Here is a 20,395-nt window from a genome sequence, read left to right as displayed (position 1 = left end):
GCTCGACCTGTTTTCGCTCGCGGAATGCGTCGACTGAGGTTCGCTTGTGCAGAACGCTCTGAGCTGCAGGTTCAAGGGCCGGCGTGGGTCTCGCGGCGACGTGGCGATGCACAATGCAGAATTTTTGACGCTCGGATGACGCTCGAATATCGGAAGCCTCAACCTCGGACCTCTCCGGCCCTGGGCCGCAGACCGGGGCCGTCGGCGCGGGGCAGGACTCCGGTTCGGGGGGCCGACTGCACCTCGCCAGCGGCGGCGCGTGCTGCTACCTCGTCGCACGCACCTCGGAACCGAGACCGCGGCCCGACCGGGCCACGAAGGACGGCGTCGTGGTCCGAGGTCTTGAGTGGCTGGTATCACCTCGCCACCCAGATACCAGTCCGGTATCATTCCTGTATGGCGATGACACTCCGGCTCCCGGAAGACCTTGACGCGAAGCTCACCGAGCGGGCTCGTCGGGAGGGTCGCAGCAAGCAGGAACTTGCCATTGAGGCCATCCGTGACGCCCAGAACCGGGCCGAGCTGAAGGTCGACGACGTCCTGGCCGAGCTGATGGACAGCGATGCGGAGATCCTGGACTACCTGAAGTGACAGGCGTGCGCTACATCCAGATCGACGAGATCCTGGCCATCGCCCGCACGGTCAACGGTACCGAGCACAGCGTACGTGACATGGGACTTTTGGTGTCAGCGATCGAACGGCCCCGGACGAACGTGTTCGGGGCCGAGCTGTATCCCACGCTGCACGAGAAGGCGGCGGCACTGCTGCACTCCGTCGCTCGCAATCACGCGCTGATCGACGGCAACAAGCGCACCGCCTGGCTTGCCATGCGTGTCTTCCTGCGGTTCAACGGCGTCAGCGCCAGTACCGCCCCGCCACCCGTCTCCGTGGCTGGCCCGTTCGTCGAGGAAGTCGCGCAGGACAACATCGATGTACCGGTCATTGCCAAGCGCCTGTCGGCCTGGTTCCCCGTTTCCTGACGTTCGACGTCGTGGGTACGGGACGGAATGAGGTTCTGGGAGCGGTGCTGGCTTCTGGCAGTCCGCCGGGGGACTGACCCGTTCGTTCAGCGGGTGGATTCGTATGCTTTCGCGAGATGGGGCAGCGGGTCCGCTCGGCGCGAGAATGGCGTCCCACGCGCCTTCCCGTTTGGGCGGTCACAGAACGCGCTGTCCGTGCCCCTCGCGCGCCCCCGTGCGCACTGAGCCGGTCCTCTCGCCTCCAACAAGCTGTGTCTGCGGTGATCCACCGTCCGCGTCCACAGCTTGGAGGGGGACAAGGTGCCGGAGGAATGGATACGGGCTCTCGTGGCGGACTTTGGATCCGAGTGCAGGGAGCGTCTGCGGGTCAGCGTCACGGAGGCGTCCATCAGCCTGCCGGTGGCGAAGCTGGTGGAAACATTCGGGGCGCGCTGGAAGCTGAGTCCTCGCCTTCATCCTGGGTATCCCTTGCCCGAGGCCCGGGCGCGTCCGGACTACGCGGTGGAGACATCGGGGCGCATCACCGGCTTCCTGGAACTGAAGGCGCCAGGGCACGACGTCACGCCCGACGGCTTCACGAAGCGGGACCGGGAGCAGTGGGAGCTGATGCGCGGACCGCGGTGGCCCGGTACGAGTCCGGTTCCTGCGGGCACAACTCGGGCGCGCAGGTGCGCCCGGACGAGGGCTCGTGCGGCGGTGACGCGGTCGGGGTTCTCGTCGGTGGCCTCGGCAGCGTCGAAGGCCGGGATGCCGCCCAGCCCGTGCTCCGCGTCGTCGAAGTTGTCCAACCTGGTCTTCGGTGCGGGAGACGCCGTGCAGGCGTCGCTTCCCCAGTCCTGCCGGTCGGAGAAGATTGGGTGGGTGCCAGTCCTTCGTGCCCACGACGACGAGGACCTTCGGGGTCATCCCCTCGAAGGCGGTCGTGGCGAGCGGTGCGTAGGGCTGGGCCGCCGGGCCGTTCAGATCCGCGCCCCGGCCGGGCGCGGCGATCATGACGCGGGCGCCGAAGCGTGCGTCGACGGCTCAGCGGCAGGTTCGGGGTTGACGGGCGTGCTCGCCGTAGCTCGGGTCGGTGATCTCCGGCGGGTTCACGAATTGGCCGACGCGCGCGGGCTGTCGGCCGCCGAACCGCTCGGCGAAGAAGGAGGGCATCCCTTCGCCCTCCGATTGCCGAGCAGCCGTGGAGAACCGTGCGGCGCACGTCGGCGGCGAACGGCCCGTCGTAGGAGGCAGGGCCGTGCGGCTCCGTGGCCGATGCCACGGAGCCGCAGGTGGTTACCGTCAGAAGTCGACGCTCGGATCGTCTGTGTCCTCTTCCGGGTCCACGCTGTACAGCGGGCGGTCCTCGATCCCCAGGGCGCGCATCAGCTCGTTGGTCGGAATCCTGTACCTACGTCCGATGCGGAGGACGGGGCAGGGGAACTCGTGCTCGCGGATCAGCCGGTACGCGGTCGTCGAGCCGATTCCGAGTGCTCGGGCCGCCGTGCGCAGGTCCACTGCGACGGGCAGGTCGAACATCTCCGTGAAACTGAGGCGGCCCTCTGCCGGGTCCTTCACCCTCGCCTCCCCGCAGGGCGGACCGGCCGGGTGTCCGCGCGGCGCCCGGGCCGTCGCCTCTTCCCGGGGCTGTGACCCGCCGAACGGTCCTGCGACCCGTCGTCGGTGTCGATGAAGATTCCCTGTCGGCGCAGATGCTCCGGGCGCACCCGGAAACGCAGCGGTGCGCACAGCCCGTCCGGGCCGTCCGGACGGTCGACCCGTACGTCCAGGCTCTCCGCCGCCGGAGCGTCCGCCTCCTCGCCGGACGCAGTGAGAGCGTGCTCCTCGGTGATGCGTTCGATCTGGGTGGAGGGAAGCTCCCGCAGCCCTTCCCGGGCGAGATGCCACGCCCTGGCGCGCGCCGCGTGCAGCAGGGAGGAGTCGGTGAGACAGCTCGCGCCGTCCCGATCCGCCAGCTTCTCCAGGAGAGCCAGGACCATCTCGGCCTCCACGTCCGACCGGTCGGCCCGCAGGCGCGTGCAGACCCGGTGGACCGTCCCGGTCAACCGGGGCAGGGCCAGCCAGATCGCCAGGAGTTTCCCCGTGCTGTCTGGAGTCAGGTCGCTCTGCGCCGTGCGGATGACCTCCTTCCAGACCGCGGCGGCGAACTGCGGGTCGGAGCCGGGGCCGTACAAGGCCCCGTGCGTCTCGGCGGCGGTCAGCCGGACCGGACCAGCCTCGTCGGCGTCCGTGGGGACGAGCACGAAGACCCTTTCACTGGTCCGCGGATCGTCGAAGTGCCGCCTCACCGAGGCGAACGCGCTGCTGTGCGGTGGATACATCAGGAAATGTCCTCTCTTCGGACTGAGGGAACCCGAGTCCGGAGGTGCGGGAGGTACCGAGATGCTGGACGAGGTGGGTCCTGTGGTGAGGACGTACCGCCTCATATCCGCGTCAAGCGGGGACGCGTCCCACCAGCCTCACTTTGATGCGTGAGTATGCGGTAGTGGTCTTCTCGACCAGGTAACGCCGTCTTTGACCACGAGCGTGTGACAAGAGCGGCAGCAAGGCCGCGAGCCCGCCGGTGACGGAGTTCGCGAGGCGGGTGGGTGCCCGTACGGTACGGGCACCCACGGACTGTTGCGCTCAGGCGGTCTCGGAGGACGAGGTGTCCGGCGCCTCGGTGGGCGGGGTCGCCGGGGTGGTGTCCTCGGTCCGGACGGCCGCCCGCCGGCGGCGGCTCGGCGGCCAGTCGGGGGACTGGCGCAGACGGGCTGCCCGGCGGTTGCGCTGACGGCTGTTCATCGGGTTCGCGGTTCCTCTCTGATGGGTCGATGGATGACTGAGCCGCCGTTTCGTGCTTCTGCGAGCGGCTGGTGCCATCGTGCCCGGGGGTGAAGCGGGGCCGCAGAGCGAAAACTGAGGGATAACTGAGTCCCCGGGGGGCGTGAAGAAGCAAGCACGTGTGAAGCGGCACAGCGCGGCGCACAGATGAAGGAGCGCCGGCGAGGGGCCGGATCACTGACTGCGGCGCGGTGAGGGGGAGGGCGATGGAGGGGTACGTGCTGGGCCCGGTGCGAGCCGAAGGGGACGGCGGCAGGAGGGTGGTCGAAGGGTCGAAGGTGGCGGCCCTGTTCGCGCTCCTGGTGACCTCGCCAGACTGCCGATGTAAGAGGAAGGACATAGCCGAAGTCCTCTGGGAGGGCGTCGAGGACGTCGGCGATCTGGTTGATCGCGTCGTCGCCGACCTGCGGAAGCGGCTGGGCCAGGAGTCCGTGCCCCATAGCGGCAAGTCGGGTTACTGCACGCTCCGCGTGCCAGTGGGAGACGTCGACCTGCTCCGTTTTCGCGAAAAGGTGAAGCAGGCTGAGGGACTGACCTGCAAAGCGCAGTTCGAGCTGCTCGGCGCGGCCTTGGAGGAGTGGGACGGCGAGGACGAACCGCTGCACGGACTGTCCGAGACCGGCTTCCACTTGCGTCGGGAGGAGCTACGGGCCGAGTTGATGGCCGCCGTGTACGCGCGGCTGGACGCAGCCTACAAGTCCAGGGAGGTCAAATGGCTGCGCGAGGAGACGGAGAAATGGTTCGAGCGTGCGCCGGAACTGCCCCAGATCTTCCGGTTCTACCTGCTCGCCCACGCAGACCTGCCGGAGTCCCGACGTGAGCGGCTCATCAAGAAGTGGGAGAAGCGCAACGGAAGAGCGGACGTCGATGTACAGGGCGCCATCGACCAGGTCCGGGGAGAGGGCCGCCGGCCGGGCGGGGCGCTCCTGCCCCCCGTTCCCGACCAGTTGCCCGGCGGCAGGCGCGAGCCGATCGGGCAGGACGAGCTGATTGGCGACCTCTTCGAGGCCGTGTGCGAGGAACAGGACGCCGGCAATCTGGCGCTGGTCCTGATCAGCGGCATGGCGGGCGTCGGGAAGACCACGGTGGCCGAGAACCTCGCCGGTCGGCTGCGGGAGCGGTTTCCCGACGGGGTGCTGCGCGGCGAACTGAACGGATTCGTCGACGGAGACGTGCGGCCCGCCGAACCGGACGAGATCCTGGACGGCTTTCTGGCCGCGCTGCCGCCCTACACCACGGTGACCGGAACGGAGAGCAAGAGCAACGCGCTGCGGTCGGCGCTGGCCCACCGGTCGGTGCTCATCGTCCTCGACGACGCGCTCAGCGCCCAGCAGGTGCTGCCGCTGCTTCCCGGAGACGGTACCTGCGCCGTGATCGTCACCAGTCGTAACGACCTCTTGCGGCTGCAGTCCGAGAGAAGGGTGCTGTTCCGCAAGATGGAGCCGCTGCACGAGGCGGACGCCTTGGAGGTACTCCAGGAGAATGTGTCGGCCGAGGACCGGGCCAAGCACGCCGTGCCCTTCAGCAAGCTGGTCCACCTCTGCGGTCGGCTGCCGTTGGCCCTCGTGGTGGTGGCCCGGCTCTTGGAGGTCGGTGCGCGTCCGCTGCACACCCTCCCTGCCCTGGTGCGGGAGATGGAGAAGGAGCTGGAGCGGGCGAAGCTGGACACCCTGGACCTGCCCGAGCACGAACTGTCGGTCCGCGCCGCGCTCAACTGCTCCGTGCGCGTGCTGAATGAGGAAGCCCGGCTGCTGCTGTGGCAGCTCGCCGTCCACCCCGGGCCCAGCGCATCCTGGGAGGCGGTGATGGATCTGGGACGGGCAGTGGACGAAGGGACGCGTACTGACCGGGCCCTGGTGGACCTCGTGGTGGCGAACCTCGTGGAACATCACGGCGACCGCTTCGGGCTGCACGACCTCGTGCGGGCCTTCGCCCTTCGGCACGTGCGGCCGGTGCCGGACGGAGAGAACGCGGAGATCGAGCGGGCGACCGTACGGCAGGTGCTGGAACACCAGCTGCACAACGTCCGAGCCTGCGACCGGGTGCTCGACCGCGAACGCACCCTGCCCACCGGCGAGCCCGGAGCGGTCAGGGTCACCGACCCCGCGGACCTCGCGGAGGCGATGGCGTTCCTGGACGAGGAGTACCCCGCCGTCCAGCGAGGCATTCACTTGGCGATCAATCGGCGTATCGACCGGTACGTGTGGCTGCTTCCGATGGCCCTGGTCATCTACCAGTGGCGCCGTCGCCTGCTCGATGATGCGCGGCAGAACCTCCAGTACGCCGCCGAGGCGGCGGAAACCGTCGCCGGCCCGGCCGATTGCGCCATGGTCTACCGGTCGCTGGCAGGGACCCGCTGGCGGCTCGGTGAGTACGACTTGGCTGTGGGCAACCTGCGCAGGGCCGTCCGGCTCAGCGAGGAGGACCGCAGCGCGGAAGGCCGGCTGAGTCTGGCCCGTACGCTGCACCGGCTCGGACTCACCCTGCGCAAGCAGGGCGACCGGACGGGAGCGGAGGAAGCGCTCGGCCGCGCACTGGAGTTGTGCCGGGAGGTGTCCGACCGGGTCGGCGAGGCGGCTGTTCTGAACGTCCTCGGCGCGATCGACCTCGACCGGGGCGAGCACGAGCAGGCGCTCCGTCGGTGCGCCGACGCCCTGGGCGTGGTGGAGCGCACGACGGAGCGCAGCGGCCTGGCCGATGTGCTGTTCACCCTGGCCAAGGTGCACCTGGCCCGTTCCGAACGGGACGAGGCCATCACCCTGTACCGGCAGGCCTCCGACATCTACCGCGAACAGGAGAACTGGCCCAACGAGGACAAGGTACGGATGCTATTCGCTGATGTCCTGGTGTCCGCCGGCGACACCGACGCGGCGGTGCGGGAGCTGGAGAGAGCCATCGTGCTGCGTGAGCTGATGGACGGTGAGGGGGTGCGGGAGGTCCGAGAGCGGCTGGAAGGGCTGAGGTGACCCGCCCGGTCGGCGGCCGTCGGCTCACCGTCAAAGCCGGGGCGGATGCGTGCGGTAGTACTCGGTCGGGTCCGGGCGCAGGGGCTTCGATGGCCGTTGCGAGCCGAGCTGGGGTAGGTAGCAGCGGAGCCGATCGAACACTTCACGGACATCCGGGGGGCGCTCCGCCGCCTTCCACCGGACCATCCACAGCGCCAGGGAGGCGAACTCCGGGGGTAGTTTGGCGAGCCGGTCGGCCGGCAGTACCGGGGTGCCCTCTTCCGCCCGCTCGTCCTGTCCGCCGTAGGGCAGGCGCATCACGGTCATCTCCAGCAGGATGCAGCCGAGTGCGAAGATGTCCGCTTGCCGCGTCAGACCTGACGGGCACGCGTCGGACTGCTCGGGGGAGGCCCAGCCACGCGTGCCGCGTGCGCATTCCGTCTTTCGATTTGCCACGACCGCGTGGCCCATGTCAATGAGCCGGAGGCTGCCGTCCGGCTGCACGATGACGTTCTCGGGCTTGAGATCGCAGTGCACCAGATTCCGGTCGTGGACTTCTGCCAGAATTTCGCACAGTTGGCCGATGACGGCTGCAACGGTCACAGGATCCTTGACGGGCAGGGCCGCCGACAGGACCTTCCGCAGGTGGTCCCCTTCGACGAATTCCATGACCAGGCACCGGCGTCGCCGGTGTGTCCCCGTGGCGATGACTTCGGGAATTGCCTGGATTCCCGTCAGCATCATCATGCGTGACCCCTCTTCGAGCAGTTCATCGCCGGCCCAGTGGAAATCGCTCTCGGGGCCGAGGTCCCGGGCCTTCTGCAGCTTCAACGCCACTTTCTGCCCGCTGCTGCGGTCACGCCCGAGGAAAAGGTCGCCCTGGCCGCCGTCGCCGACCATGTCCAGCACTTCGTAGCGCCTCTCCACATCGCCGATCTCCTCGATCTCCCTCACGGCCATCCACCTTTCCTCCGTACGGAAATGGAGCACGAAATGTCACAGCCATGGCTGCCCCCCGACGGGGTGACCCGCACCTCCGAAGTCATCACGGTATCCGCCGGAATGTTCAAGGGGGGAGAGTTCCGATGCCCCGCCGCTGACGCTCTCAAGACCCGCGGCTACCACACCACCGACCCCGTACCGCGCCGCCGTGAGAGGCTGGAGCACTTCGCTCTGGGCCCCTTCATGGCTGCCTGCGACATCCGTTCGGGGCCTGCCGGCAGCCCGCCTCGGACACGCACCGGGCCCCTGCACGACGGTCTGCGGACCTGGTCGGAGCACGGCGTGCAGATGTACGAGTCGGCCTTCCCCCTCGACCCGGAACGCCCCCTGCACGAGGTGCCCGAGCCGTGGACGTACCGCTACCGGCCGTCCGGTCCCGACCCGCGCGACGCCCAGGAGTACCGCCTCACCGTGTGGGGCCGCTGCCTGGCTTCCCCGGACGGTGCCTACCGCGAGCTTCGTCTGCCCGTGCACCGCCTGCGGGACTTGCCGCCCGACGGCTTCACCGCGGCCGTCGCCCTGGTGCTGGCCGAGGGCGCCCCCGGACCACCGCCGGAGCACGTACGGATCGTGGAGTTCGCGCTCTTCGACGGCCGTACGCGGGAGCTCTTCGCGGGAAGCCGGGAAGAGGCGCGCGCCCGGTACCGCGAACACGGCCCCGCCGCCTTGGCCGGCGTACTGGACGGACGGGAATACCGCCCGGGGTCCGCCTGCGGCGGATGCCCCTACCTGTCAGTGTGCCCGGCCCTGCGTACAGCGCCCGGACTGCTGGGCATTGAGGCGCACGACCGGCCCCGCCGCACCTGGTCGGTCACCAACGGGCGGGCCTACCGAGCCTGCCCGGCGCGTGACCACATGCGCCGGCTGCACCTGCCCACGGCGGATTCCGTCGAACGCGAGGTGACGGCCGAGCGCGGCCGGGCGCTGCACGCCTACCTCGCCGAACGGCACGCCCACGGATCGCCTCGGCCCTGCACGGTCGAGGTCCCCGAGGAGTGGGTACCGGAGGGATTCGACCTGCCCGCACACGAACGCGCACTCGGCGCCCTGCTGTTGCGGCGGCACGCCGCGGTCTGTCCGCTGCGGTACGTCGGGGACGGTACGGATGTGCGGACCGAGCCCCGGGTGGTGCGGCACGACACAGCCGCCGACGTGGTGGTCCTGGCCGCGCCCGACCTGCTCTACCGGGATGCCGGGTCATGGGTGTGGCGCGAGACCAAGACCTCCGTCACCGACCGGCGGTCCGACCGCCCCCTGCTGGAGCGTTATCCGCAGTTGGCCCTGGCCGTCGTGCTGATCGCCCGCGGTGACCTGGGCGGTGATCCGTTCCGCGCGCGGGTCGAGCTGGAGGTGCTGCGCCCCGGCGGCGCCGACCTGGAGATCATCGATCCCTTCGCCCCGGCCAATCGGGTGACCGCCGAGAAGGTACTGCGGGCGATGGTGGCTGGCTGGCACGGGGACGACCAGTACGCGGCCCGGCCCGGACGCTCCTGCGAGCGGTGCGAAGTGGCCCGCTGGTGCACGGCGTCGTCCGTCAGCGAGGCCGCGGCATGAGGGCGGGGTCGGCCGGCCGGGCCGATCGGCCGGACGCCGGCGAGGCGCCCGAGGGCGTGGGCAGCGACCTCTTCGGCGAACTCGCCCGCATGGTGGCGGCTCTCTCCGAGGTCCAAGGGCTCCGCTCCTTCACCCTGCCCTATCCCGGCCTCGCCCAGCGGGCGCTGGATCACACGGTGATGCGCTGCCTCGATGCAGGGGAAGCGCCGCCGAGGAGTCTTCCGGAGCTGTGGGAGTGGTGCCGGACCAGGCCGTCCGACGACCCACTCTTCGCGGTCCCCTCCTCCCTGGTCTCGCCGGGCACCACGCTGGTGCACCGGGTCGGCCGGATGCCGACCCGGTCGTGTCTCGAGGTGGCCTCGCACGGACCGGGTGGAGGCGTGGCGGCACACGCCCGCGCGCTCCTCGGGGACCTGCACGCGCGGAGTGGAACGGAAGAGCGCTACCGGCAGTGCCGGGCGTTCCTGGCGCGTCACCCGGTCGTCCGCCAGCAGGACCGCTTCGCGCCGGGTTGGAACAGGGCGGTCTGGAGCCGGGTCAAGAGCCTCTACGGTCCGTTGCCCGAGTTCCTGCTCATCGACGGAGACTTCCTGTATTGCCCCTCGTGCAGGCTCCCCGCGTTGCTCCGAGACAGTGCCGTACCTGTACCCGGACCGTCCGGCACCGGCGCGGAAGTCTGGTGCGAGGGGGAGGACTGCCCGCGCGACGCCCCTCCGCGGCTCATCCGTGAGCCGGACCAGGCGTGGATCCTGCAGCGCTCGCTGCGGTGGTACCTCGTACTGTCGCACCGCACCGACGAAGCCGCGCGGGAGGCACTGGAGCGCGCCGGAGTCGCGTACGAGACCCTGCCCGGTCTTCTGCCCGCCTACCGGCTCAGGGACACCGGTCCCCGCATCGTGGACATCCAGGTGTACGACCGCCTGCAGCCGGCGCTCCTCGCAGCCCATCTCACCGACCACACACCCCTCGCGGACCGCACCCTCGTCGTGGTCCCCGACGCGCTCGCCGGACGGGACGGCTACCGGCAGGCCTTCACCGACGCCCTTCCCGCGTTCCTGTGGGACCGGCTGCTGCTCACCGCCCCCATGGACCTCGTGCCCGACCTGGGACAGGCCCGGCGAGAGGAGAAGGACGATGCGTAGCATCACCCCGCCCTTGACCGACGTGTTCAACGCGCTCAAAGCATTTCTGGGGTCCTCCGTGCCCCAGCCCGCGCTGGAAGCCCTCTGCCAGGTCGAACTCGGCCTGTACCTCCAGCAGAAGATGATGCCGGGCAGCCCCGCGGGCAGCGCATGGGTGCTCTTCAGCGGGTACGGGTTCGCCGAGGCGCACCGGGCACCGCTGCCATCCGATGCGGCGAAGACCCTGCGTATCGCCCGGTACTCGCTGTGGACGCTGCGCCGGAGTCGGACCTGGCTCGAGGCGCTGGACACCTACCAGAGGTTCGACCCCAGGGTGCGCGCGTACGACGTACCGGACGCCGATACACCCGCTGCCCGCCGCGACCTCTCCGTCGCCGGCGACCGCTTCTCCGTCTACGAACAACTGCTGCGTGCCGCACCGCCGCTGGCGGGCAAGCGGCTGCCGGTCGCGGGTCAGGGTCCGCACGCCTTCCCCGTCAGTCGCACCATGGCCGTCGTCGACCTGCCGCCGGTCCCCCGCATCCCCCTCGTCGCCCACGACATGGACCTGGAACCGGCCGGCGGCGGCGAGCCCCTGACCTTCACCAGGGAGAGCCTGGAGCGCACGGCGGCGGAGATGGACGCCCAGCACGCTCGCTCCGGCAAGGGCCGGGCACCACGGTGGCTGGAGCGGCTACGGTCGTTCGACCTGTCCACCAAGGAGAACGGAATCTTCCACAAGGCGAAGAAGGACGAGGACTTCGCCTTCACGGTCGACGGCATCCAGCACCTGCTCGGCATCGTCGGCGCCGGCAAGAGCACACTGCGCGACATCATCGCCGTCCATCTCGCCAAGCTGGGCAAGCGCACCACCATCGTCGTCACCGATGTCGCGGAGGTGCTGAAGCTCGTCCGGCTCTACGACCTCTACACCGACGGCGCCGCCGCACCCGTGCTCGGCTCCTCCGGCCGCGAGCGGCACGCACAGCGGCTGCACCGCCGGCTGGCGGGCCGGGGCGAGCACCGACTGCTCGCCCACGACGACCCCGCCTTCGCCTACCTCGGCACGTCCTGCCTGCTCAACGTCAGACGGCAAGGCGCCACGTCGACGACCGAACCACTCGCCTACGGCGAGGCACCCTGCTCCCGGCTCCGGCCCCCGTCGGCCCTGCGGCGTGACCCGAGCGACGGACGGCACTCCGCGTGGCAGAAGAGGGTGACGAGCTGCCCGTACTGGTCCGCCTGCCCCCGTCACCACGGAGCCCGCACGCTGGTCGACGCCTCGATCTGGGTGGCCACCCCGGCCGGGCTGATCGACTCCTCGCCGCCCCGCCCTCAGAACGGCGAGCGCATCCGCTTCCTGGAACTCGCCTGCCGCCGCAGTGACCTCGTGATCATCGACGAGGCCGACCGTGTCCAGATGCAGCTCGACCGGACTTTCGCACCCGCCGTGGTCCTCGCCAGCGACGAGGACAAGGGCCTCGTCGACCAGTTGAGCCGGCACAAGATCCGGGAACTCGCGGCCGGCGGACGCACCCAGCTCTCCGAACGGGACGTCGAGACCTTCGCCGCCGCCCTCAACACCGCAGGCGCGGCCACCGACCGGTTGTACGCGATGCTCGTCGCCGGGTACGAGCTGCGCAAGTGGGTGCGGACGGGCTACTTCAGCGCCTGGACGCTCCAGCTGGGGCTCCTCGACGAACGCTACGAACTCCCCGACGACAGCGGTCGGGACCACCCTCACCACGCCCCCCGAGAGGCTCTCGGGAAACTGCTCGACGCGTTCCGGGACAACCCCTTCGGTGACCGTCACCGTAGGACGGAGGAGGACTTCAGCCGGCTGACCGCCCTCCTCAACGAACTGCTCCACACCGGCAACCCGGAGAACACCCGGCGCCGCCTCACCGAGGTCATGGACGAGGTCTTCGCCATCGACCCGAAATACATGGCTGCCCGGCAGCGGAAGTACCAAGAGGCGTACGACGAGTGGCGGCGCGAGGAGGAGGAACAGGAGAGGAAGCGCGGACGCCGCAGGAAGCCCAAGCCTCCGCCCCAGACTCCCGAGGAATGGCGGAAGCAACTCGCGGAGCGCTTCGAGTTCACACTGTTGCTCAGCGCCCTGGAACCACGGCTCGCCATGATCAACGCCATGTGGCCCCGCGTCGAGGCCGCCCTCAGCCTGGGCTTCAACACGATGTACCGCCGGCCGCTCGACTACGGCCCGATGGTGCCCGAGGCCCCGATGGGCAATGTGCTCGGCTTCCAGTTCCGGGTCCCGGGTGAGGACAAGGGCGGAGTCCGCAGTGGCGAACTGACCTTCTTCCGGTGCAGCGGCGTCGGGCGTGAGCTGCTGCGCGCCATCCCCGATCTCACCTCCGTCGACGGCAGGCCCGGTGCCCACTTGCTGCTCATGTCGGGCAGCAGTTGGGCGGGCGCGTCCAGCCGCTACCACGTCTGCGTCCCGGTCGGTGTGGTCATCGAACCACCGGCCGAGGTGACCGAAGGCATCGCCAACGAGAGCTCCATGCGTTTCGAGTTCATCGACGACGGCGACGAGAAACTGCGCATGTCGGGAACCCATCCGGACGACCGCCCGGAGAAGTTGCGCCGCATCGCGTGCCATCTCGGTGAGGGCGGAGACGAGTACGAAGTCACTGAAGGTGGTCCGCTCCAGCAAGAGTTGCTCTCTCTTCCTCCAGGGCGCGACCAGATCCTTCTGCTGGTCGGCAGCTATGCCGAGGCACGTGTGGTGGCCGACACACTGCACAACCTCAACGTCCGCTGGCGCAACAAGGTGCTGTGCCTGGTGTCGGACGACGAGGAGATCACCGCGGAGGACGAGGCGCCGTCCGCCTACCACGCCCGATCGCTGCGCCGGGGCGACGTCGAGCACCTGAAGGACCTCGAGGCGGACATCCTGGTGGCGCCCCTGCTCGCGCTGGAACGCGGCCACAACATCCTCAACGAGGAGGACGAGGCGGCCATCGGCACGGTCTACTTCCTGGCACGGCCTCATCCGCACCCGGAGGACCTCCACCTGGCCGTCAATGCCGTCAACGACTGGGTCGTCCGCGCCGTCACCGGCGGTGACTTCGCCACCCTGGTACAGGGAAAACCCACCGTCGAGGAAGGAGCGGAGGAGTTCCGCCGCCTCGCCCGTTCGTACTGGTACCAGGTACTCGCCCGTTCGATGGCGTGGAGCCGTCTCGACGACGATGTACGGGAACAGGTCACCTGGGACATGCTGGTCCTGTTGTGGCAGGTGATCGGGCGACTGGTACGCGGTGGCGTACCGGCCCGGGTGGTCTTCGTCGACGCCGCTTTCGCCCCCAACCGCGGCGCCGTACCGGCGCGGCCCGACACCCCCGAATCCAGTCTGCTGCACAGCGTCCTCGCCGTCCTGGACCCGTATTTCGACGGCGACACGACGACCGCGGAGGAGCAGTTCATCGTCCGCGCCCTGTACGCGCCACTGCGCAGCATGCTCACCCGCCTGCTCGCCGCCGTACCCGCCCACCCGTAAGCGCCGAACCCCTGTCCTAGGAGGTAATTCCGTGTACCACCACATCCGCGTCGCGGCCTACGAACCCGACCCGCTCCACGGACCCTGGCGGGAGGAGATGAAAGTGCTGCGGCTCGGCGAGGACCTCCACGCCGAGCTCACCGGGATGCATGCCGAGGCGGACAAGAACTCCGTCCACCCCCACCGGCTCCCCGTGCGCAGGCTCAACTCCCTGCTCCAGGCGATGGCGCCAGGCGTCATCGCGACCGGCCGCAACGCCGGGACGGATGGCCGTCTGCCGTGGCTCTACGCGCGGGAAGCCGTCCCGCCGGACGTGCTGGCCCCGGTGGTGGGAGCTTGGGCGGCGGGCATGCACTGGGAGGACGACGACTCGGAGGGCGCCGATCTCGAGGAGAGGCTCCGCTCCGGTGACCCGGCCGAGACGGTACGTCTGCCGCACTGGGAGACGGAACCGGTCGACCTCGCCGAGAGCGTGCTCTCGGCGGGCGGAACCGCCGAACCCGCCGCGCGGCTCTACAGCCTGCTGCCCGAGTGGATCGCCTTCCGGCTGGCCGCCCGGACGTTCCGCACGGGCGGTACCACACTCCACTTTCGCGTCGAGAGCTCGGGTGACGGCGCGCGACTTGTCTCCTGGCCGCCTCAGCGATACGAGCGCCGAGGGCAGACCTGGTACTACTCGGCCTGCCTCACCATCACCGTCCACACCGTGCCGTTCGCCCCGCGGTTCCGCGTCCATGTGTCCACCCAGGTACGCCGGTGGGCCACCCGACTGGACGTACGCCCCCACCAGCTCGGCGGTACGACCGTCCTGCTCGACGCTCCACTGCCGTGGCCGGAGGGGCCGGACCGGGGCCACCGGCTGATGGTGAACACGCTGGGCTACGACCGGCGGTCGAAGGAACTGGCCTGGCGCCGGCACAGCCCCGCACCGCTCGTGCCCGAGTTGGACATCGTGCGCAACTATCCCCGGCCCGAAGCGCTCTTCTCCGACCCCGAACGCTGGATCAACGGTTCCGGGGACGTGGCCGCCGGCATCGTCTACCACCCGTCGATCGGCCCGCACGAGGTCGGACCCGGGCTGATGCCACGGGAGCGGGCGGATCTGGACGCCTGGGTCGAGGAAGGGCTGCGCCCCCTGCTGACCCGGGTCCCCGACCTCACGCGCGTCTCCCGGAGCAACACACCCTCCCTGCTGCCCCGTTCCGGCGCCGGACGCGTCCCGGGCGTCCGCGACGCCCAGCTGGCTCTGCAACGGCGGGCGGCGCTGACACGCGCGCTGAACGGCCGCCCCCTGGAGATCGACGTCTTCTGGCAGTCCTCGGAAACCCGTGCGGCGCTGCTCGCCGAGCTGCCCAAGCTCATTGGTCTTCCCGCCGGGCAGCAAGTGCCGTCGGCCGACGGGGAGACCTGGCAGTGGCAGTGCGAAGGGGTCGACATCCGCGTCCGGGCCCGGCCCGCGGGACCCTTGGCCGACGCCCTGCCGACCACCCGAGCCCGCGGGCGCCTCAGGGCCGTCCGGCTGGCCGAGGCCATCGAGGGGCGCTGCGGGCTCGTGGCGGACCGGGCGGACCCGCTCCTCGGCGGGGCCGGAGTCGTGATCACGGAGATCGCCGGCAAGGAGCGCTTCGCCGCCGTCCCGGACTCCGACCCCAAGCACGCGCTGCGCATCGCCTGGGCACGGCAGGGACGGCTGACCCAGTTCGTGAACTCGCCCGACGACACCGACAGCGCTCTGGAACACCGGGCCAGGTGGACCTGGCTGGACGCCTTCCGGCAGCTCGGTGCGATCAGCCCGCCCGCCCATCGGGTGGGAGCCGGCATTCCGGGCGACCTTCAGTACGCGGCGCTCTGGCTCGTACGCCACACCAGGAAGGGGCCCACGCGATGCCCCGTCCACCGGCTGGTGGCGGTGCGGGTGCGCCCCGGGGACGGACCGGGCGTCATCGAGGGGTGGGACGCAGAACGAGCCGAATGGGTGCCGTATCCGAAGCTGTTGCTGCTGCTCTCCCAGGCACGGGAACCGGCGGCGAGCGGCGGGAAGGAGACCGGCACGGGGAAGCTCGTCGATGACTCGGCAGCCCCGGAAGGATCCCGGCCCGCTGCCCGCCCGGGCGTGGAGCAGGACAGGCAGCGGGAGACCGAGCGGCAGATCCGGGCACTGCTCTTCCAGCTCCGCGACCGCCCGACGCTGCTGCTGGCGGACGCCGGCAATCTGCGCCAGTGCTGGCCTGGCCTGCGCAACGGTGCACTGGACCGCGACACGCTCGGCTTCGGGGCCGAACCCGCCCAGCGACACACGCTCTACGGCCACGACCTGCGGGTGCTGCTCGTACGGGACGCCAACGCCCGGGGTGAAGTGGCGGAGTGGTACGCCCACGACACCGAGGACGGGGTCGGCTTCGCCGAGGGTGTGTGGGGGACGGCGGATACGGAGGGCCGTGTCTTCGCGAGTACGGCCTCGAAGCCGCACACGGTGGCGAAACTGCCGAAGGGGCTCATGAAGCTGGTGCCCACGGCACAAGGCCGGACAGCGCCCGGGAAGACCGCGTGGAACCCCGGGCAGCTGGAGATCACCGTGCTCGGCTGTCTGTCGGAGAAGGCGCTGACGGACTCGGGGCGTGCGGGTGACCCGCCCGACCGGCCGGCGGAGTGGGCGACGCTCACGCACCAGCTGCGTTACCACGACGACTACCCGCCGCTCGCCCGGCCTCTCCCGCTGCACTGGGCGCGTCTCGCCGGTGAGTACGTGCTTCCGGTGGCCGGAACGAAGTCAGCGGGGAGTACGTCATCCGCTTCCTGAGCAAGGATCAATGCTTCCCTCGTGTGAGCGAAGCCTGAACCTGACCACGGGGACGGCGTCTGGTGCACTCCTTGCTGGGATCACTAGGCGTCCGCCGTGCCGCTCGTTTGACGCTCTTCGCACCTGGTGGCCCCAAGACGGAGACGAGGGACGGACCTGACCTGCGGTTTTGTCCGTGCGCATTATGTGCGGTGTGGGCGTTACGGGCGATATCTTGACGCTGAGAGACGCCCGTGACGCTCAATGTGGAGGCGTCGGATCGTGCAGATCAGATGCCCCGGAATAGACCAGCCAACGCCGTGACCTGCAGGGTCTGGCTGTCGTAGGTCGTTGACCTGCATGAATGCCCTTTCGGTTATTTCACGCTCGTACTGGCTAATGCGGCCGGAAGCCCCAGGAAGTCCCAGAGAACTCGCACGAGCAGGAGCCACTCTTTCGGCTCTGCACAGGGCAGCGCCGTCCGGGTCGACGAGCCGCGCAGCTGGCTGTTCGTGTCCGGGCACGAGGCGCGGGACGACGCGGCGCCGTCACGCACCGGGGCGACATGGCGGGTCAGATGAAGCTCACGCTGCGGCGGCTCGGGGAGACCGTGGAGGAGGGCGGCAGGTCGATGGCGGACGTCGTGCAGATCCGGATCGTCACCACCGACCTCGACTCGTGCAAGGCTCACTACGACGTGCTCATGGACGCACTCGCGGCGGTGCGCATCGAGATCGAGGCCGTAGCGGTGTGCTGAGCCCGGTGGCGTCCGTCCGCGAAGGGCCGCGGAAGCACGAGCCGAGTCCCCGCGGCCGAGGTGCCCCGTGCCGCAGGACGGTGCTCCGCGAGGCGGTCCATGCCGCAGGAGACGTCGCCGACCGGGGTCGTCCGGGGACCGCGGACGTGCCCGCCGTCCCGGTGACAGGGCGACGCCGGACCCTCAGCCGGCGAGAGCGGTCAGCGGTGCCGGCATCGGGCCCGGGTTCCCGCCTCGGGCGAAGGCGGCCCAGGTGCCACGCACCTGGCGGCCGATCGCGTCCACCTCCGCCCAGCCGGCGTCGCCCAGCATCGGTGCGCTCAGCCAGGCCCCGGCCGAGCCGAGGAGCAGGGGGATCTCGACGCAGTGGGTGGCCCCGAAGGGCGAGCCGGGCGGGCGCCAGTCCAGACGGTAGCCGTACGCGCGGGCACCGGCCCGCTCCAGTTCACCGCGCAACGCCGTGAGCGGCGTCCCGAACACGCGCCGGGTGCGCTCGGCGACGCTCCCGGAGTCGTGCGGGCCCTCGGGGAAGGCGGACATGTCGTCGGCGTTCCATCCGTACAGGACGTCCGGGGCGCCGTTGCGCGAGCCGAGCGGCCCGGCCTCGGCGGGCAGCGGTCCGACGCCGCTCACCGGTCCGAAGGCGGGAGCCAGGGAGTTCCCGGTACGGCGCTGCTGCTCTGCGGCGGTCAGGGCCTGCGCCGCCAGCAGCCGCTCGGGGGAGGCGGTCCGCGGGTCGGTGCCGAGGTGGGCGGCGAAGACGCGGCCGAGGTCCCGTGCCTCGTCCGCCGGCCGGGTGGCGATGGCCAGAGGGGCGCTCTGCAGGATCGCCCGGCGGAACAGGCCGCGCGCCTCGGGCACGTCCATCAGCAGCCGGATGGACAGCGCGCCGGCCGACTGGCCGAAGAGAGTGATGTTCCCGGGGTCACCGCCGAAGCGGGTGATGTGCTCACGCACCCAGCGCAGCGCCTCCACCTGGTCCCACAGCCCGAGGTTGCCCTCGCTGACGCCGTCGAGGAGGAGGTAGCCGAGGGCGCCGAGCCGGTAGCCGGCGCTGACGACGACCACGTCCTGCTCCGCTGCGAGGGCACCGCCGTCGTACCAGTCGCGGATGCCGGCGCCGCTGCTGAAGCCGCCCCCGTGGAACCAGACCAGCACAGGCCGGCCCGGAGAGTCCGGTGCCGGGCGGCCCCGCGGAGCGGTGACCGCCAGCTGGAGGCAGTCCTCGCTCTGCGGCCGCCGGTCGAGGGGCGGGCCCATCACCGCGTCGAGACGGGACGGAGGCTGCGGGCAGACGGCGCCGGCCGGCCCGGCGGGGGACTCCGAAGCCGGAGGGCGGGGCCGGGAGAAGCGCTCGGCGGTGGCGTACCGCAGGGGGCCGCTGCGGAGGACGGGGCGGTCGGTCATGCCTTACCTGCCAGTTCGGAGGTCGACGGTGCCCGCTCGGCCGGCGCTTCGGGAGCGGCGCGGAAGAGCGCCACAGCGCCGGCCAGGCTCAGGGCGCAGACACCCACCAGGTACCACGTCACGCCCGTCGAGGAGCCGACCGAATCGAGGAGTGCGCTGGAGATCATGGGCGCCAGGCCACCACCGAGCACCGCACCGGCCTGGAGGATGAGCGACGTACCGGAGTACCGCACCCGCACCGGGAAGGTGTCGGCGATGATGGCACCCTGCACGCAGTGGGTGGGTGCGATGATCAGGCCCATCCCGGCGAGCGCCAGCACTGCCATGGCGGTGTCACCGGTGTCCAGCAGCGGGAAGAACACCGCGCACCAGACGAGGACGGCCACGGAGCCGCCGATGAAGAGCGTGCGCCGGCCGCTGCGGTCGGCGATCCGGGTCCATACGGGGATGGACACGCCCCAGAGCACGGCCGCCCCGCTCACCCCGAGGATCAGGAACCGCTGGTCGTAGCCGAGGTGGTCGGTGCCGTACGACAGGGTGAAGACCATGAAGACGTAGGCGACCGCCGAGTTCGCGAGCACGGCCAGCAGGGTGATGAGCAGGCGGACCCGATCGGTCCGCAGCGCGGCGGCCAGCGGGAAGCGGACGACCTCGTGCTCCTCCTTCGCCTGTTCGAAGGACGGCGACTCGGTGACCCTCAGCCGGACCACGAGACCGACCCCGACCAGGACGATGCTCAGCAGGAACGGGACGCGCCACGCCCAGTCGGTGAACGTGCCGTCTCCGGCCAGGGACTGGGTGGCCAGGAAGACCATGTTCGCCAGCACCAGGCCGGCCGGAGTGCCCATCTGGGGAAAGCCCGCGTAGAGGTTGCGACGTCCTTCGGGGGCGTGCTCCATCGACATCAGGGTCGCGCCGGCGCCCTCGCCGCCGAGCCCGATCCCCTGGACCACACGCAGCAGGACCAGCAGCACCGGGGCCCACAGGCCGATGGCGTCGTAGCTGGGCACGAGCCCGATGAGGGTGGAGCCCACTCCCATCAGGAGCAGGGACACCACCAGGGTCGAGCGGCGGCCGAGGCGGTCGCCGAAGTGGCCGAAGACCAGCCCGCCGAGTGGGCGGGCCACGAAACCCACGGCGAGGGTGCCGAAGGCGGCGAGCGTCCCCGCGGCGGGGCTCAGGGACGGGAAGAACTGCTTGTCGAAGATGAGGGCGGCTGCCGTGCCGTAGAGGAAGAAGTCGTACCACTCCAGGGTGGTGCCCAGAAGGGTGGCCAGCGCTGTCCTGCTCGCGCCCCGACGCCTCGCGTCGTCGCTCATGGGATACCTCGTTCGCTGGGGGAGAGACGGGTGGACGCCCGTTGTCGAGGGATCCTGTGTCCTCCCCGCAGAGGTCACAAATGCCGTTTCGGCCTGCCGGTATTGCGATCCGGGTATAGCTGCCGGGGAAGCCGTCCGGCGGGGACAGCCCGGACGGCGCCCGGGTGGGCGCGTGCGCGGACGAC

14 protein-coding genes and 1 pseudogene are annotated in these 20,395 nt (G+C 70.4%); 8 read left to right on the top strand and 7 right to left on the bottom strand.

From position 1 onward, the window contains the following. Positions 1 to 396: 396 nt before the first annotated feature. Together ACFC1X_RS35890 and ACFC1X_RS35885 are read left to right on the top strand one after the other, a co-directional pair. Positions 397 to 591, top strand: coding sequence for a ribbon-helix-helix protein, CopG family (locus tag ACFC1X_RS35890; protein WP_180329038.1), 195 nt, complete (start codon positions 397 to 399; stop codon positions 589 to 591). Next, positions 588 to 980, top strand: coding sequence for a type II toxin-antitoxin system death-on-curing family toxin (locus ACFC1X_RS35885; RefSeq protein WP_376362396.1), 393 nt, complete (start codon positions 588 to 590; stop codon positions 978 to 980). Before ACFC1X_RS35890 ends, ACFC1X_RS35885 begins: the two co-directional genes overlap by 4 nt. A gap of 494 nt (positions 981 to 1,474) precedes the next feature. Here the strand turns inward: ACFC1X_RS35885 and ACFC1X_RS35880 are convergent, their stop codons facing one another. The 4 genes from ACFC1X_RS35880 to ACFC1X_RS35865 form a co-directional block, all read right to left on the bottom strand. Next, positions 1,475 to 1,768: a hypothetical protein gene (locus ACFC1X_RS35880; RefSeq protein ID WP_376362393.1), complete on the bottom strand. Its 294-nt coding sequence runs from the start codon at positions 1,766 to 1,768 to the stop codon at positions 1,475 to 1,477. 493 nt (positions 1,769 to 2,261) lie between these two features. Beyond that, positions 2,262 to 2,498, bottom strand: coding sequence for a helix-turn-helix domain-containing protein (locus ACFC1X_RS35875; RefSeq protein WP_376362469.1), 237 nt, complete (start codon positions 2,496 to 2,498; stop codon positions 2,262 to 2,264). A gap of 35 nt (positions 2,499 to 2,533) precedes the next feature. Beyond that, complete coding sequence (locus ACFC1X_RS35870) at positions 2,534 to 3,301, bottom strand: hypothetical protein (protein ID WP_376362391.1); 768 nt, start codon at positions 3,299 to 3,301, stop codon at positions 2,534 to 2,536. A gap of 304 nt (positions 3,302 to 3,605) precedes the next feature. Further along, complete coding sequence (locus tag ACFC1X_RS35865) at positions 3,606 to 3,764, bottom strand: hypothetical protein (RefSeq protein WP_157854403.1); 159 nt, start codon at positions 3,762 to 3,764, stop codon at positions 3,606 to 3,608. A 245-nt stretch (positions 3,765 to 4,009) separates the two neighbouring features. Between ACFC1X_RS35865 and ACFC1X_RS35860 the strand changes: the two genes are divergently transcribed. Next, positions 4,010 to 6,769, top strand: a complete 2,760-nt coding sequence (locus tag ACFC1X_RS35860) for a tetratricopeptide repeat protein (protein WP_376362388.1) — start codon at positions 4,010 to 4,012, stop codon at positions 6,767 to 6,769. 30 nt (positions 6,770 to 6,799) lie between these two features. Here ACFC1X_RS35860 and ACFC1X_RS35855 read toward each other — a convergent pair whose 3' ends face one another. Continuing rightward, a complete protein-coding gene (locus tag ACFC1X_RS35855) occupies positions 6,800 to 7,702 on the bottom strand; it encodes a serine/threonine protein kinase (RefSeq protein ID WP_376362385.1) in 903 nt (300 codons plus the stop codon). Between the two features lie 39 nt (positions 7,703 to 7,741). Here ACFC1X_RS35855 and ACFC1X_RS35850 point away from each other — a divergent pair, with 39 nt between their 5' ends. The 5 genes and pseudogenes from ACFC1X_RS35850 to ACFC1X_RS35830 all read left to right on the top strand — a co-directional run. Beyond that, positions 7,742 to 9,304, top strand: coding sequence for a PD-(D/E)XK nuclease family protein (locus ACFC1X_RS35850; protein WP_376362383.1), 1,563 nt, complete (start codon positions 7,742 to 7,744; stop codon positions 9,302 to 9,304). After that, complete coding sequence (locus tag ACFC1X_RS35845; RefSeq protein ID WP_376362380.1) at positions 9,301 to 10,446, top strand: hypothetical protein; 1,146 nt, start codon at positions 9,301 to 9,303, stop codon at positions 10,444 to 10,446. The genes ACFC1X_RS35850 and ACFC1X_RS35845 overlap by 4 nt, the downstream gene beginning before the upstream one ends. Further along, positions 10,439 to 13,948: a hypothetical protein gene (locus ACFC1X_RS35840; RefSeq protein WP_376362377.1), complete on the top strand. Its 3,510-nt coding sequence runs from the start codon at positions 10,439 to 10,441 to the stop codon at positions 13,946 to 13,948. The genes ACFC1X_RS35845 and ACFC1X_RS35840 overlap by 8 nt, the downstream gene beginning before the upstream one ends. 31 nt (positions 13,949 to 13,979) lie before the next feature. Next, positions 13,980 to 16,748 carry a pPIWI_RE module domain-containing protein gene (locus tag ACFC1X_RS35835; RefSeq protein WP_376362374.1) on the top strand — a complete coding sequence of 923 codons (2,769 nt, stop codon included), beginning with the start codon at positions 13,980 to 13,982 and terminating at the stop codon, positions 16,746 to 16,748. 455 nt (positions 16,749 to 17,203) lie between these two features. Beyond that, positions 17,204 to 17,484: pseudogene (locus ACFC1X_RS35830) on the top strand (RidA family protein); the annotation flags it as partial. Between the two features lie 183 nt (positions 17,485 to 17,667). Here ACFC1X_RS35830 and ACFC1X_RS35825 read toward each other — a convergent pair. After that, positions 17,668 to 18,891: a carboxylesterase family protein gene (locus ACFC1X_RS35825; RefSeq protein WP_376362371.1), complete on the bottom strand. Its 1,224-nt coding sequence runs from the start codon at positions 18,889 to 18,891 to the stop codon at positions 17,668 to 17,670. Then, entirely contained in the window at positions 18,888 to 20,210 is a 1,323-nt protein-coding gene (locus ACFC1X_RS35820; RefSeq protein ID WP_376362368.1) for an MFS transporter, read from the bottom strand. Before ACFC1X_RS35820 ends, ACFC1X_RS35825 begins: the two co-directional genes overlap by 4 nt. Between the last annotated feature and the right edge of the window lie 185 nt (positions 20,211 to 20,395).

Origin of the sequence: Streptomyces sp. NPDC056128 (assembly GCF_042263835.1) — a bacterium.
Taxonomy (GTDB): domain Bacteria; phylum Actinomycetota; class Actinomycetes; order Streptomycetales; family Streptomycetaceae; genus Streptomyces.
The sequence above is the reverse complement of the archived record's forward strand: the minus strand, read 5'-3'. Positions and strand labels throughout refer to the sequence as shown.

What these genes read in the sequence shown, in the direction of transcription:
- ACFC1X_RS35890 (WP_180329038.1), top strand. Translation starts at nt 397, where the DNA reads ATGGCGATGACACTCCGGCTCCCGGAAGACCTTGACGCGAAGCTCACC.
- ACFC1X_RS35875 (WP_376362469.1), bottom strand. Translation starts at nt 2,498, where the DNA reads ATGTTCGACCTGCCCGTCGCAGTGGACCTGCGCACGGCGGCCCGAGCA.
- ACFC1X_RS35870 (WP_376362391.1), bottom strand. Translation starts at nt 3,301, where the DNA reads ATGTATCCACCGCACAGCAGCGCGTTCGCCTCGGTGAGGCGGCACTTC.
- ACFC1X_RS35865 (WP_157854403.1), bottom strand. Translation starts at nt 3,764, where the DNA reads ATGAACAGCCGTCAGCGCAACCGCCGGGCAGCCCGTCTGCGCCAGTCC.
- ACFC1X_RS35860 (WP_376362388.1), top strand. Translation starts at nt 4,010, where the DNA reads ATGGAGGGGTACGTGCTGGGCCCGGTGCGAGCCGAAGGGGACGGCGGC.
- ACFC1X_RS35850 (WP_376362383.1), top strand. Translation starts at nt 7,742, where the DNA reads ATGTCACAGCCATGGCTGCCCCCCGACGGGGTGACCCGCACCTCCGAA.
- ACFC1X_RS35845 (WP_376362380.1), top strand. Translation starts at nt 9,301, where the DNA reads ATGAGGGCGGGGTCGGCCGGCCGGGCCGATCGGCCGGACGCCGGCGAG.
- ACFC1X_RS35840 (WP_376362377.1), top strand. Translation starts at nt 10,439, where the DNA reads ATGCGTAGCATCACCCCGCCCTTGACCGACGTGTTCAACGCGCTCAAA.
- ACFC1X_RS35825 (WP_376362371.1), bottom strand. Translation starts at nt 18,891, where the DNA reads ATGACCGACCGCCCCGTCCTCCGCAGCGGCCCCCTGCGGTACGCCACC.
- ACFC1X_RS35820 (WP_376362368.1), bottom strand. Translation starts at nt 20,210, where the DNA reads ATGAGCGACGACGCGAGGCGTCGGGGCGCGAGCAGGACAGCGCTGGCC.